The organism is Photorhabdus stackebrandtii (genome assembly GCF_011189495.1).
Taxonomy (GTDB): Bacteria; Pseudomonadota; Gammaproteobacteria; order Enterobacterales; family Enterobacteriaceae; genus Photorhabdus; species Photorhabdus khanii.
Genome location: NZ_PUJV01000020.1, coordinates 38,418 through 52,122 on the forward strand (window position 1 = coordinate 38,418; position 13,705 = coordinate 52,122).

The following is a 13,705-nucleotide window of genomic DNA, read 5'->3' on the forward strand; positions in this document are numbered from 1 at the left end:
ATATTATTACCGCATCGTTACAAACTCTTCCGCCGCAGTCGGATGAATTGCAACCGTGTTATCAAAATCTTTCTTAGTTGCTCCCATCTTCAATGCAACAACGAAACCTTGCAGCATTTCATCCATTCCAAAGCCAATACCATGAATGCCGACAATCTTCTCTTCCGGCCCGACACACACCAGTTTCATCCGGCATGGCTGACGATGTTGAGTGACAGCGGTATACATTGCAGTGAAAGAAGAGTGATAAGTTTTCACCTGATCTTCACCAAACTGCTCTTTTGCCTGAGGTTCAGTCAGTCCTACAGTACCAATCGGCGGATGGCTGAATACGACAGTTGGAATATTAGTGTAATCCAGATATTCTTCCGGCTTATTATTAAACAAGCGTTCAGACAAACGACGACCAGCTGCAACTGCAACAGGCGTTAATTCCACCGCACCAGTGTTATCACCTACTGCATAAATACTTTTCACATTGGTGTTCTGGTACTTATCAACCTCGATGTAGCCTTTTTCATTCAGTTCAACACCGGTTACAGACAGATTCAGATTATCCGTTGCCGGTTCACGACCAATAGCCCAAATCAAGGTATCAACGGTTTGTTCTTTGCCATTTTGCAGTTGCAAAGTCAGGCTACCATCCACATTTTTAATCACTGCTTTCGGCACAGATTCAGTATGCAAAGTGGGCCCTTCGGTATTGATAACTTCCAGCAGTGTTTCAACAATCATCGGATCGAAAGTACGCAGAGGTGCATGCTGACGCACAAATAGATGGGTTTCACTGCCAAGTGCGTGCAATACGCCTGCGATTTCCACCGCAATATAACCCGCACCAACAACCGCAACCCGTTTTGGCATCTCTCCCAATTCAAAAAAACCATCAGAATCAATACCATATTCTGCTCCTGGTACATCAGGACGTACAGGACGGCCACCTGTTGCAATCAGAATATGATCTGCGGTTATTTTCTCGCCATTCACTTCAACGGTGTGTGCATCAACAAAATGGGCGAAACCCTGGATCACATCAACTTTATTATTACCCAAACCACGTTCATAAGATTGATGGATACGATCAATATAAGCAGTACGACTAACAATCAGTGTCTTCCAATCAAAGCGGTTGACGGTGGTATCAAAGCCGTAATCCGGCCCGTACTGGTGGATAGACTCAGCAATTTGCGCCGCATGCCACATCACCTTTTTCGGCACACATCCCACATTAACGCAAGTTCCTCCCAATGCTTTAGCCTCAATCAGGGCGCATTTCTGTCCATACATAGCCGCACGGTTAATTGATGCAATACCACCGCTGCCACCACCAATTGCTATATAGTTGTAATGTTTGCTCATTTGGATCGTTTCCATCTAATTAGTGTAAAGGGTCAATACCCGAAAGCCTATTATGGCAAAAAGTATCAATCAGTTGTGATGGTTCTGGCTCTCACTGCCATTGCTGAAAGTTATTCTGGTGCAATCCATTTAACCAATGTGTGGCCCGTTCCTTCCGGCACCAGAGCCTTATGTAACCACGGCAATACCGATTTCATCTGCTGTTCCAGCTTCCAGGGAGGATTAATTACGATCATGCCAGAGGCGGTCATTCCCCGTTGATCACTATCAGGCCGGACAGCCAGCTCAATTTGCAAAATTCGGCGAATACCGGTTGCTTCCAAATCTCTAACCAAGCGTTTGATCTGCTGGCGTAATACCACCGGATACCACAACGCATAAACACCGGTCGCAAAACGTTTATAACCTTCCTGAATTGCCTGAACAACCGCCTGATAATCAGATTTCAGCTCATAAGGAGGATCAATAAGGATAAATCCACGACGGCTCTGAGGTGGCAATTGTGATTTTAATTGCTGATAACCATCTTCACGCACAACCCTGGAACGGTTATCACGGGAGAACTCATTACGTAATAAAGGAAAGTCACTCGGATGCAATTCGGTCAGTCCGAGTTTATCGTTCTGCCGTAGCAAATGGCGGGCAATTAAAGGCGATCCCGGATAATAGCGTAAATTGCCATTCTGATTCAGCGCAGTCACTGCACTTATATAAACTTTCAATTCTTGTGGTAAATCCTCACGCTGCCAGACGCGGGCAATCCCCTCCAGATACTCACCGGTACGTTCAGCGCGTTCAGCGCTGAGTTGATAGCGACCAGCACCAGCATGAGTATCCAAATAGAGAAAAGGTTTTTCCTTTTCTTTAATAGATTCAATGATCAGGCTTTGTACAGTGTGTTTCAGCACATCGGCATGACTACCGGCGTGAAAGCTGTGACGATAACTTAGCATTAGGTTTTAGATCCCAGAGCAGAGAATAGATTACTTGCCAGTATGGAATACCTGACAACTAAAAAACCATCCCAGTAGATGAGATAGATGGTAAGACATCATTATAGCCCCATTAGCGATAAAAATGGCAGGATCCTGAATATCAAACTCAGAAAAGCAATCTTGTCATATTCATTAACGTTTAGGATAGGTAAAACATTTTGTCAGGATAAAATATGATATTCAAGAAAGTGCTGCTACCTGCGTTCTCATTGTCAATCATAAAAAATACTTACACACCATAAATAAGCAAAAGTTGTAAAATCAAAAAACAAGACATTAAACGATCACTTAAATATGCGAGATTTCATGTTGATGCATATCGAATCTCCAGCCTAGAACAAGCACTGAAAAATGTTAACATCCACTGTAACCAGGAAAAATAGCTAAAGTAAAATCATAAAAAGATGACTGGGTGTTATCGGGAACATTTAGTAAAATCGTTAAATAATACGTGTAAAAAATAGAAAAGAAAAAGAAGAAAATAAACTGAAAGAAATTGAAGGTGGCTATTAATAATCTTCAATTTTAATAAAACAACTAAGCTTTTCAGCCAATGAAAAGTATTCCATTGGCTGAATGATTATATTACCTATCAGGCAACAATAGGTGCGCGCCAATCATCTGCGCCAGAAGTACCTGCGGTTGTATGTTCCCAGTTAATCTTACGATAAGACAGAGAAACACGAACCAACTGAGTAAATTCAGATTTTGTTGAGTCCTGACAATGAGGCATTTTGCAATCAATGTCGATAATAGTGGCATCTTCCAACTGAGTTGTGAAGAAATGCTCTTGTTTCCCTTCAACAGAAGTGCGGTACCATTTTAATTCCACATTCGTCAGCATTTCACCAGAAGCCAATGCGTTATAAAGCAATGGAACAGATTTATTTAATGCAACTGTAAAACGAAATGGTTTATGAGCACGCTGACCAGAAGGCTGACCTGATTGAGGATCAGTTGGAACGGTAACTACATGATCAAATGCCTGAACCAGCATTTCATCTTCGTGCCCTTGAACATAAATATTACCTACTGATTCAGCAGTGAATGAACCTGCGGTAATATTACCCTGGGTTTTTCCAGTGATGGAAATATAACATGGAGTTGGCATGAAAATATCCTTTAAGAAATTGTGTCAACATTAAGGTAGCAATCATATTACTTTCAATAGTAACTATTTCACCTTGGAAAAAATCACTTACGAATGTATGGACGCTGAAATGAATAATAAATATCAAACAGCTCATTTCAAAATAAAATCTAAATTGCAAAATAGCTTTCCCATCACCAACAAATAAAAATATTATAATTTTCACAAAAAAATAAAAATAATATCAAAATTAACGAAATTATTAGAACAATTAACTAATATAAATAATTCCCCCAATAGAAACAACACATAATGTATATGAAAAATAAGGATTTAAATAAAATCAAGCAAAATTATCTTTTGATCAATTAAAAATTGAGAAGTAGATCAAAAAATTTAAATTATCCACCTGGTTAATAACGAGAATAATATTTCCAATATGAAATTAATTCTAAGATGTAAACAAAAAATACACTTAGAAACACTTTGTTACACAATGAAACAAAAAATAATCAAAAATTTATAAATACCCAGAAAAATAGCTGCTAATATTACTATATTGGGGGAATTGACAAAGAAATGGTTTAAGAAAAAATCAAAACGTAAATTATTGCAAAGTATAATAAAATCATCAAAAGGCCGAATAGAAGGGTATATCTGCCGATGTTTTATCTTTACAATAAAAAAACAAAATGCGACACTCTACTTTGCAGAGCTGTCTATATTGATGCTATTGCTCGATGAGTAAGAATATTCTGAATCTGTATTTGTCTATATACTCATACAAGTCGACTTACTACCCAATTCAATGCAGTTAATCCTCCAGTTCTTTAAATCAGGAGGGATTTTTATGTTATCCATCACATAATAGGTAGGTAGCAGGGGCAACTCTCTCATCAATATTGCCATCAAATAATTCCTAATTGCCTAAATTGTATTACCCGAAGGATTTTAATATGAGTAAAAATAGCCCAGGCAGTGTAGCACCGAAGGAAAGGATTAATATCAAATATGTTCCTAATACCGGTGATCAAGTAGCTGAAATCGAATTACCACTTAATTTACTTATTGTCGGTGATCTTAAAGGGACGAAAGAAGATACGCCAATTGAAGAACGCCAGGCTGTTTCTGTGCACAAAAATAACTTTAATTCCGTGATGAATGAAGCAAACATCAATCTCACGTTTAGCGTTCCTAATCGTCTCAATGATGATAGTGGAGATGACCTGCCAATTAATCTGGAAATAAAATCACTAAACGATTTTTCACCCGATAACGTGGCAAAAAAAGTTCCTGAATTAAACAAACTTTTGGAGCTGCGTGAAGCGCTTGTCGCACTAAAAGGACCGTTAGGAAATATTCCAGCATTCCGCACCCGCTTACAGGAATTACTGGGTGATGAGAAAGTCCGCGAACAACTTCTAAAAGAACTTGAAATCGTCAATCAAAAGTAATTGACTGGAAAGGAGTTTTTAACATGTCCTTGCATGAAGAGAGCAGTACAACATTAGCCCCAGGGTCTACCACCTCTTTGCTTGACGAGATTATGTCTCAGGCAAGAATGACGCCGGAAAATGACGGCTACCATATAGCAAAACAAGGTGTTGCGGCTTTTATCAGCAGCATCTTGGGTACAGGTTCTAACGAAGAACCCATCAACAAGCTCGTCGTTGATAGAATGATTGTTGAACTTGATAAGACACTGAGCACTCAAGTCGATGAAATCATGCACGCCAAAGCGTTCCAGGAGCTGGAATCATCATGGCGTTCACTGAAATTGTTGGTTGATCGCACAGATTTCCGTGAAAACATCAAAATCAACATCATCCATGCCACCAAAGACGAATTACTGGAAGATTTTGAATTCTCACCAGAAATCATCCAGTCAGGCTTATACAAGCATGTTTACTCAACGGGTTATGGCCAGTTTGGTGGTGAGCCGGTTGCCGCAGTTATCGGTAACTATGCGTTTAGCAATAGTTCACCCGATATCAAACTGATGCAATACGTCAGCGCGGTTGGTGCAATGGCTCACGCGCCATTCCTCTCTTCCGTTGCGCCTGATTTCTTTGGCATTAGCAGCTTTACCGAACTGCCAGCAATCAAAGATCTGAAATCCGTCTTTGAAGGCCCGGCTCACACAAAATGGCGTGCTCTGCGCGAATCTGAGGATTCACGTTATCTCGGCTTGACAACACCACGATTCCTGCTGCGTCTGCCATATTCAACTATTGAAAACCCAATTAAAAACTTTAATTATCAGGAAGATGTCAGCAAAGATCACGAACATTTCCTGTGGGGTAACACCGCGTATCTGCTGGCATCCTGCCTGACTGACAGCTTCGCCAAATATCGCTGGTGCCCAAACATTATCGGCCCGCAAAGCGGTGGTACTGTCAGCGATCTACCCGTTCACCTGTTCGAAGCAATGGGACAAATCCAGGCCAAGATCCCAACAGAAGTTCTGGTTACCGATCGCCGTGAATTCGAATTGGCTGAAGAAGGTTTTATCACCCTGACAATGCGTAAAGGCAGTGATAACGCCGCATTCTTCTCTGCCAACTCAGTTCAGAAGCCAAAAGTATTCCCGAACACCCGCGAAGGGAAAATGGCTGAAACCAACTACAAACTGGGTACTCAGCTGCCCTATATGTTCATCATCAACCGCCTTGCACACTACATCAAAGTGTTGCAGCGCGAGCAGATTGGTTCCTGGAAAGAGCGTCAGGATCTGGAACGTGAACTGAACACCTGGCTGAAACAATACATCGCCGACCAGGAAAATCCACCAACAGATGTCCGCAGCCGTCGCCCTCTGCGTTCCGCCCAAATTCAGGTTTTGGATGTGGAAGGAGATCCAGGCTGGTATCAGGTAGCAATGCAAGTTCGCCCTCATTTCAAATACATGGGAGCCAGCTTTGAGTTGTCACTAGTAGGGCGTTTGGATAAGGAATAATTAGTCATGGCTGCGCTGTACAGTTGGAATAGAGAAGGCTCTGCCAGCTTGTTTGAGCGTATTCAGGGGAAGAACTCCCGTTCTTCCCGCCAGTCAAGAATGCGTGAGCTACTCAACTCCATCAGACGGCACCTGAATAATGTTCTCAATACCCATCCGGGGGCTTGTCAGAGTGCGGTTGATCTTGGCGTTATTGATCTCAATGACGCCACAACTACCGCAACTGACTTTAAGCAAAGTATTGAACAGGCAATAGAGCATTGCATTAGAAATTATGAACCAAGAATATCATCAGTCTCTGTCAGTGCAATCCACGATGATAGTGATCCGCTGCTGTTGAGTTTTCAGATCAGTGCCCGGGTTTCCCTGGATGATATTAATGATGTCGTTGAATTTAACATTCAACTGGATAACAACCGGCGTTATTGCCTAGAGCGGACTCAATAAATATGTCACTTGAAAAATACTTCAGAGAGGAATTGGATTACCTGAGACAATTGGGGAAACAAGCCGCAATTGAACATCCTCACCTCGCTTCATTTCTGTCTGAACAAGGCTCTGACCCGGATGTTGAGCGTCTGTTGGAAGGATTTGCATTCCTTGCCGGTAACTTACGGGCAAAAATTGATGATCAGTTCCCCGAACTGACTCATGGGTTACTGCATATGCTATGGCCAAACTATCTGCGGCCAACACCCAGCATGACCATTATCCAGTACACACCCGGTGAAAGCACCGTCACACAAGCCACACAGATTAAGCGCGGAGCTCAAATCCAGAGTTGCCAGCTAGCAAATGATGATGACGAAGACGATAAAAATATTTTCTCAAGCAGTACCGACCCAAATAAATCAGACAAAGACAACCGCTGTACTTTCACTTTATGCCGTGATGTCTGGCTGTTTCCAATGTCGATCAGGGACATTTCCGTCAATAACAGCAATGAGCAAGGTGTTATTGGTCTGAACTTTACCTCAAAGACAGAACTCAGCTTACAAGAGCTGCAACTTGATAAGCTGCGTTTTTATCTGAGCGGCGATGATTACAGCAGTACACAGCTCTATTTTTGGCTCAGTTACTACCTTGAAGACGCAAAACTTATCGTAGGCGATACCACCATTTCATTGCCGGATTTTGATGTCGTTCCGGTTGGTTTTAACCGGGAAGATGCTCTGTTGCCTTACCCGAAAAACTCCTATATGGGTTATCGCATCTTGCAGGAATACTTCTGCTTTTCTGAAGGGTTTCTGTTTTTTGATATCACGGGTTTCCCCAAGTTACCGGCAGATCTTAAAGCCAGTGATTTTACGCTGAATCTCTATTTTTCAGAAGCACTTCCACCGGAAGTTAAAATCCGCCAAGATACTTTCCGACTGCATTGTGTACCGGCAATCAACCTCTTCCCAATGGATAGCGAAGCTATCCTATTGGATGGCAGCCAGGCGGAATATCCATTGAAAGCCAGCTATAGCCATCCTGATCGCTACGACATTTTTTCCATTGATAAAGTGGAAAGCAATCTGCTTGGTCCAGATGGTAAACCCGACTTCACGCGCGGTAGTGAGCGGAGCTATGTACCATTTGAAAGTTTTCATCATCAAATCGAGCATGAAAGCGAACTCAACACCCGCTATTTCCGTATCAGGGTCAAAGAATCCCCTTTCCGCAAAGGACTTGAGCACTATATCTCTTTCGTACGTGGCGATGCATCACAGCTACTGAAACTGGAAAGGCATGAAAATGTTTCTGTCAAATTGACCTGCACCAACCGCGAACTGCCACTGCAACTACGGGTGGGTGACATTAATTACGCTTCACTGGGCAGCCCGTCATTTGCGTCGTTTCGTAATATAACCCGCCCATCCGTTCCACTTTATCCATTGATGAGCGGCGAATATCACTGGTCCCTCATCTCAAATATGTCACTGAATTATATGACATTACTGAATAAGGACTCCCTGAAACAGGTACTGAGTACCTACGATCTCCCCAGCATATATAATAGGCAGTCATCACGGTCATCACAAAAACGGCTGAACGCGATTGAACGGATCGAAACGAAACCAATAGACCGCCTGTTTAAAGGACTTCCTGTACGTGGTTCGGAATCAACATTGTATATCCGGCAACAGGCTTTCAGCTCTGAAGGTGAGCTCTACCTATTCTGCAACATACTGTCACGTTTCTTCGCATTATATGCCAGCATTAATTCCTTCCACATGCTGAAAGTGATCAATTTAGATAATCAGGAATGCTATGAATGGCCGGAACAAATAGGTCAACACGCGTTGATGTAACGGGAAAAAATTCGCCAGAAAATCTGGTGCCGGATGTCTCAAAATACAATTTTTATCAATTGGTCGAGTTACTCAACCAATTGGCGGTAGCGTGGGAAAAAACGGGGCAAACCGATCGCCCTGACCGGGAAGCAATCAGTTTCAAATCCAGTGCCAGCCTGGCTTTCCCGACCAGAGATGTTGTCTCTGTGAAACGTACCGAGCAAGGTCGTTTTCAGATGGAAGTCTCTTTTCTTGGATTACATGGTAGCCAGTCACCGATGCCTGGTTACTACCTTGATTCACTGGCATGGGAAGAAGCCCAAGGCGAAAACCGGCTGACTGATTTTCTGAATATTTTCAATCACCGCTCAGTCGTCATGCTTTATCAAATCTGGCGGAAATATCGTTATTACATCTGTTTTGACAAAAACGGAATGGACGATTTTTCTCAGCGCATGTTCGCTTTGGTTGGGCTTGGCAGTGATGTGAACCGTGCTCATTTAAATATCAATCATAGCAAAATGCTGGCCTATGCCGGCCTGCTAGCCAGCCCCGGTCGATCACCAGAAGTCATACGCAGTTTGATTTCACACTGCTTTGATCTGCCGGATGTTACCGTGCATGGCTGGGAAATTAGGAAAATCGCCATTGGACCATCACAACAAAACCGTCTGGGCGGAAAATTGAAATTAAAAGGTCGGAAAAAAAAGATTGAACAGTCCATCATGGGAGAAAACTTTTTCCTCGGTTCATGGGTGAGAAGTTGCAACAGTAAATTTATGATATGTATCAATGACCTATCCCGTGAACACTTCCTGTCATTCCTACCGGACGGAAAAAATTTCCTGCCACTGGTGATGTTTATCTGCTTTGTCCTGCGCGATCAATTGGCTTGGGATCTGCGTCTTGGACTGGCCGAAAACCAAGCGGGCGGCATGGTTCTTGGTACGAAACAAAACAATAACCTGGGGTGGACCAGCTTTCTCGGCGAGCCGGAAAAGAAACCCTTTATCACAATTTCAGTTAGTGGATAAAGACGATGGAAAAACAACAGCCAACCCTTTCATTACGCGTGATCAACAGCGATCAACTGGAAAGCGGCAAATCTGCCAGTTGCCTGTTCTCCACTCAAGGCGGCACCGTCGGCAGCAGCGAAAGCCATCTTTGGTCTGTTCAAGATCAGAAAGGCAATATCAATCCATCACAATTTACTATTCAGTGGCGTGATGGCGCATTTTGTCTGCAAATGATCGCCGGGCCTCTGTTTGTGAATCAATCACCACTGACCTCGGGTACCGGCTTCATCCGATTGCAACAAGGGGATGAAATTACTGTCGGCAAATTGGTGCTCAAAAGCCATATCAGTTTTTCCGACGCAGATCGGATTGATCCCATGATGGTATCACCGGAATCACTCGTCTCCAGCTATAGCAATCCACTGGATGCCATGATGGAAAAAGACCCAGTCCAAGATACCACTTTCACCGATCATCGTTCTTTGGCGCCAACGATTAACCACGATTTTAGCCATGACCCACTTAAGGTTCTCGACAGCGAAAATCTGACCACACTGGACCAAACCCCAGTGAGTAATGAAATAAACCAGAGCCTGCAACAAGGCCATTACAACACCCCATTATTCTTCTCTCCCCTCTCAGACAACAGAGGCAATGCTATGGATCGGGATTTTGTTGATTTACCGAGTATCTCTTCACCTTTAAGTGAACAATATCAGGACATGGAACAGCAGCACATCGCTATCACACCATTGATGCGAGGATTGAGCACACAATTACCTTTGCATAACAGCCAACAGGCCAACGACTTTCTGGAAGAAATGGGTAAAACCATGAAAGCGGCGATTGAAGGCTTATTGGCATTGCAACGTGCACAACATGGTTTGCGTGATAAGCAACTACGCCCTATCGAAGACAACCCACTGCGGCTCAATATGGATTACGACACCACCATGCAGGTGATGTTCGCGGATCAAAAAAGCCCGGTACATCTCTCTGCGCCATCCGCCGTCGCTGAGAGCCTGCACAACCTGCAACTGCACTATCAGGCTAACCGGATCGCGATCACTGCCGCATTGAACACCATGTTGGATGCTTTCTCACCGGAACACCTACTCAACCGTTTCGCTCAATACCGTCGCAGTAATGAGACGCAGGAGAAAGACGCAACCTGGGCGTGGGAAATGTACACCAGTTACTACCGCGAACTGGCTTCCAGCCGCCAGCAAGGATTCGAAAAACTGTTTAGTGAAGTCTATGAACAAGCTTATGACCGCGCTCTGCGTCAGGGTTTAGAGGATAGCCAGTAATGAAACGCTTCGGCGGTAATACCTCATGGTTCAGTAATCACACCTTATGGTTTGTATTGCTGGCAGCGCTGATGTTAAGCGGTTGCAGCGGTGCATGGCAGGCTACGAAGAAAGTCGGACAGGTTGTCTGGGACCCATCGACCCCGGTCGGTCAACCTGCGGATTTACCTTCCACCGCCGCGATCACTTTGCTGGCAGAGCCTGATATCAATCCCAACAAAAATGGCGAACCCACGCCGGTTGAAATGCATCTGATCTATCTCAGTGAAGATTCCCGCCTGCTTGCCGCTGATTATGATCAGCTTGAGAGCGACAAACTGGATAAAGCGCTGGGGAAAAATTACATCAACCATCAGGATTACACCTTATTGCCGGGGCAGTACAAACCGTTGCCAGTCATCCCACTGGAAAAAAATAGCCGTTACATCGGCGTCATCGTTCGTTATGCCGATATCAATCAATCTGAATGGAAAAAAGTGATCAAAGTAAAAGACACAGGACAGCAATACCACATCTTGGTGCACATCAGAGCGAACGAAGTTGAACTTAGAAAAGAGGAGCAATAATTATGTCAGGTAAAAATCGGGTGATTTGGCGCGAAGGATTATTTATCAAGCCACAACACTTCCAACAACAGCAAAAACATAATGACTATCTGGCTCACAGCCGCCTGGCAACCTTAACCAGTTACGGTTACGGTTTCAGTTCCCTGACTATTGACAAGGATCTTCTCGCTCTGGGGCGTATCGGTATCACCGAAGCCAGCGGTATCATGCCGGATGGCACCGTGTTCTCTATTCCGCATCAGGATGTCACGCCTCAGCCACTTGATGTAGAGAATCTTCACGATAGCAACAGCAAAAGTATCTACCTGGCGCTACCAATAGCCAACGACACCCTCAATGAAATCTCCCATTCGGAATCCGATCAGGCCGGGGCTGTACGCTACCGTGAACATACGGCAGATATCCGTGACCTGCACACTGATGGCGGTGATGTCAGCCAGCTCATGCTGGCACAACTGACACCGGTTTTGAAACAGGGCTCAGAGGATCTCAGCGCGTTCTCTTTGCTGCCGTTATGCCAGATAATAGAAAAGTTGCCGACTGGGACTCTCATACTGGATGAAGAATTCGTGCCAACCTGTACATCCATCAATGTTTCCAGCCGGTTAAAAATCTACATGGATGAAGTGAATATGGCACTGATAGAACGAGGCAGATCACTCTCTGATCGGATTGGTTCACCTAGTCAGCAAGGAGTAGCTGATGTTGCTGAATTTATGATGCTCCAGTTAGTTAACCGGGTTCAGCCATGGTTTAACCACTACGCCAGACAATCCATTCTGCACCCACAAGATTTTTTTACTCAGTTGATCCAAACCTGTGGTGAACTAAGAACATTCACGGCTGCATCGCGTCAGGTTGGCATTGTACCGGATTACACTCATGACAATCTCACGAAGACATTCAAGGAAACCATGATCCCCATGCGCGAAGCACTGGGTGTTGTCCTGACCCCGCGCGCGATCCCAATTAAACTACAAAATCAATCAAATGGTATCCAGGTGGCAAATATTTATGATCGTGATGTATTGACCAAAGCGGATTTCATTCTGGCAATCCGCGCACAGATGCCACAGGATCAATTACTCCGCCAATTCCCTCAGCAAACTAAAGTCACATCGTTGGAAAAAATCCGCGAAAGGGTCAGCGTCCAGTTGCCTGGCGTAAAACTGGTCGCGCTTCCTGCGGCTCCACGTCAGTTGCCTTATCACGCCGGCTACACCTATTTCCGTTTTGATCAACAAGGCACGGCGTGGCAAGAGATTCTGAAAGGCACCACCATTGCCTTCCATGTCTCGGGGGACTTCCCTGGATTAGACATGCAATTCTGGGCAGTCAGCAATGGGAGTGACTAATGAAAACCGAAGCCATTAATGACAACCCGGCTCTAACGCCGGAAGTCACTGATACTGTCTTGCATCGTCAGTATCAGTTACCGCTGCGCGGAGAAAGCCTAAATCCAATGATTGATGCCGCCACACCGCTGCTTGGCATGGTAATGCGAATGAGAGACATGGGTGATCAGCCACTGCCGGACCAACTTTACCAACAGGTCGTGACCGATATTCAGGCAATCGAACAATTTCTGCAAACTAAAGGTTATGAACCGGGCGCGATTGTCTCTTTCCGCTACATGCTCTGTACCTTCATTGACGAAACCGCACTGGGACATGGCTGGAACAGCAAAAATGAGTGGTTACAACAATCACTGCTGGTGAGATTTCACAATGAAACCTGGGGCGGTGAAAAAGTCTTTCAGTTGCTGGAGCGTCTAATGGGTGAACCTAAGCGCTATCAGCATCTGCTGGAATTTATCTATCTCTGCTTCTGCCTTGGCTACCGTGGCCGCTACAAAGTGGCTTCGCAGAAAGGTGATGATTTTGAACATTTATTCCGCCGGTTACACCAACAACTGCACACGCTGCGGGGCGAAGCGCCAGCAACCATTCTGCACAGTAACGCTAACGAGCGTGATGGCCGCTACCGACTGGGTAAACGTCTGACCATCAAACACCTGTTCTGGAGCGGCACGGCGCTGCTCGCCGTGGTTTATGGCTTCTATGCTGTCCGGCTACACAGCCAGACCGAAAACATCTTACAACAGCTAAATAATTTACTGAGCTAGGAAAGAACC

At 44.4% G+C, this 13,705-nt stretch carries 13 protein-coding genes; 10 read left to right on the forward strand and 3 right to left on the reverse strand.

From position 1 onward, the window contains the following. Positions 1-6: 6 nt before the first annotated feature. Both gorA and C5470_RS15720 read right to left on the reverse strand, forming a co-directional pair. A complete protein-coding gene (gene gorA / locus C5470_RS15715) occupies positions 7-1,359 on the reverse strand; it encodes a glutathione-disulfide reductase (protein WP_207627015.1) in 1,353 nt (450 codons plus the stop codon). Between the two features lie 110 nt (positions 1,360-1,469). Further along, a complete protein-coding gene (locus C5470_RS15720; RefSeq protein WP_166290559.1) occupies positions 1,470-2,312 on the reverse strand; it encodes a 23S rRNA (adenine(2030)-N(6))-methyltransferase RlmJ in 843 nt (280 codons plus the stop codon). A 302-nt stretch (positions 2,313-2,614) separates the two neighbouring features. On the opposite strand from C5470_RS15720, the gene C5470_RS23755 reads away from it, so the two are divergent. After that, a complete protein-coding gene (locus tag C5470_RS23755; RefSeq protein ID WP_422631081.1) occupies positions 2,615-2,737 on the forward strand; it encodes a DUF1090 family protein in 123 nt (40 codons plus the stop codon). A 209-nt stretch (positions 2,738-2,946) separates the two neighbouring features. On the opposite strand, the gene C5470_RS15730 is transcribed toward C5470_RS23755, so the two are convergent. Continuing rightward, the gene (locus C5470_RS15730; protein WP_021323277.1) at positions 2,947-3,465 is read right to left on the reverse strand and encodes an Hcp family type VI secretion system effector; all 519 of its coding nucleotides are present in this window, start codon (positions 3,463-3,465) and stop codon (positions 2,947-2,949) included. A gap of 935 nt (positions 3,466-4,400) precedes the next feature. Here C5470_RS15730 and tssB point away from each other — a divergent pair. Genes tssB through icmH form a run of 9 tightly spaced genes read left to right on the forward strand, consistent with a single transcriptional unit; the run spans position 4,401 to position 13,696 of the window. Next, the gene (gene tssB, locus C5470_RS15735; protein WP_046974843.1) at positions 4,401-4,898 is read left to right on the forward strand and encodes a type VI secretion system contractile sheath small subunit; all 498 of its coding nucleotides are present in this window, start codon (positions 4,401-4,403) and stop codon (positions 4,896-4,898) included. 23 nt (positions 4,899-4,921) lie between these two features. Then, positions 4,922-6,400, forward strand: a complete 1,479-nt coding sequence (gene tssC / locus C5470_RS15740) for a type VI secretion system contractile sheath large subunit (RefSeq protein WP_036845982.1) — start codon at positions 4,922-4,924, stop codon at positions 6,398-6,400. Positions 6,401-6,406: 6 nt separating this feature from the next. Beyond that, positions 6,407-6,847, forward strand: coding sequence for a type VI secretion system baseplate subunit TssE (gene tssE / locus C5470_RS15745; protein ID WP_166290561.1), 441 nt, complete (start codon positions 6,407-6,409; stop codon positions 6,845-6,847). 2 nt (positions 6,848-6,849) lie between these two features. Beyond that, positions 6,850-8,697, forward strand: a complete 1,848-nt coding sequence (gene tssF, locus C5470_RS15750) for a type VI secretion system baseplate subunit TssF (protein WP_166290563.1) — start codon at positions 6,850-6,852, stop codon at positions 8,695-8,697. Continuing rightward, positions 8,661-9,713: a type VI secretion system baseplate subunit TssG gene (gene tssG / locus C5470_RS15755; protein WP_023043435.1), complete on the forward strand. Its 1,053-nt coding sequence runs from the start codon at positions 8,661-8,663 to the stop codon at positions 9,711-9,713. The genes tssF and tssG overlap by 37 nt, the downstream gene beginning before the upstream one ends. 5 nt (positions 9,714-9,718) lie before the next feature. Further along, positions 9,719-11,005: a type VI secretion system-associated FHA domain protein TagH gene (gene tagH / locus C5470_RS15760; RefSeq protein WP_036836719.1), complete on the forward strand. Its 1,287-nt coding sequence runs from the start codon at positions 9,719-9,721 to the stop codon at positions 11,003-11,005. After that, positions 11,005-11,571, forward strand: a complete 567-nt coding sequence (tssJ, locus tag C5470_RS15765) for a type VI secretion system lipoprotein TssJ (RefSeq protein ID WP_166290565.1) — start codon at positions 11,005-11,007, stop codon at positions 11,569-11,571. Before tagH ends, tssJ begins: the two co-directional genes overlap by 1 nt. A gap of 2 nt (positions 11,572-11,573) precedes the next feature. Further along, complete coding sequence (tssK, locus tag C5470_RS15770; RefSeq protein ID WP_023043438.1) at positions 11,574-12,926, forward strand: type VI secretion system baseplate subunit TssK; 1,353 nt, start codon at positions 11,574-11,576, stop codon at positions 12,924-12,926. Further along, positions 12,926-13,696: a type IVB secretion system protein IcmH/DotU gene (gene icmH, locus C5470_RS15775; protein WP_166290567.1), complete on the forward strand. Its 771-nt coding sequence runs from the start codon at positions 12,926-12,928 to the stop codon at positions 13,694-13,696. Before tssK ends, icmH begins: the two co-directional genes overlap by 1 nt. Positions 13,697-13,705 lie beyond the last annotated feature (9 nt).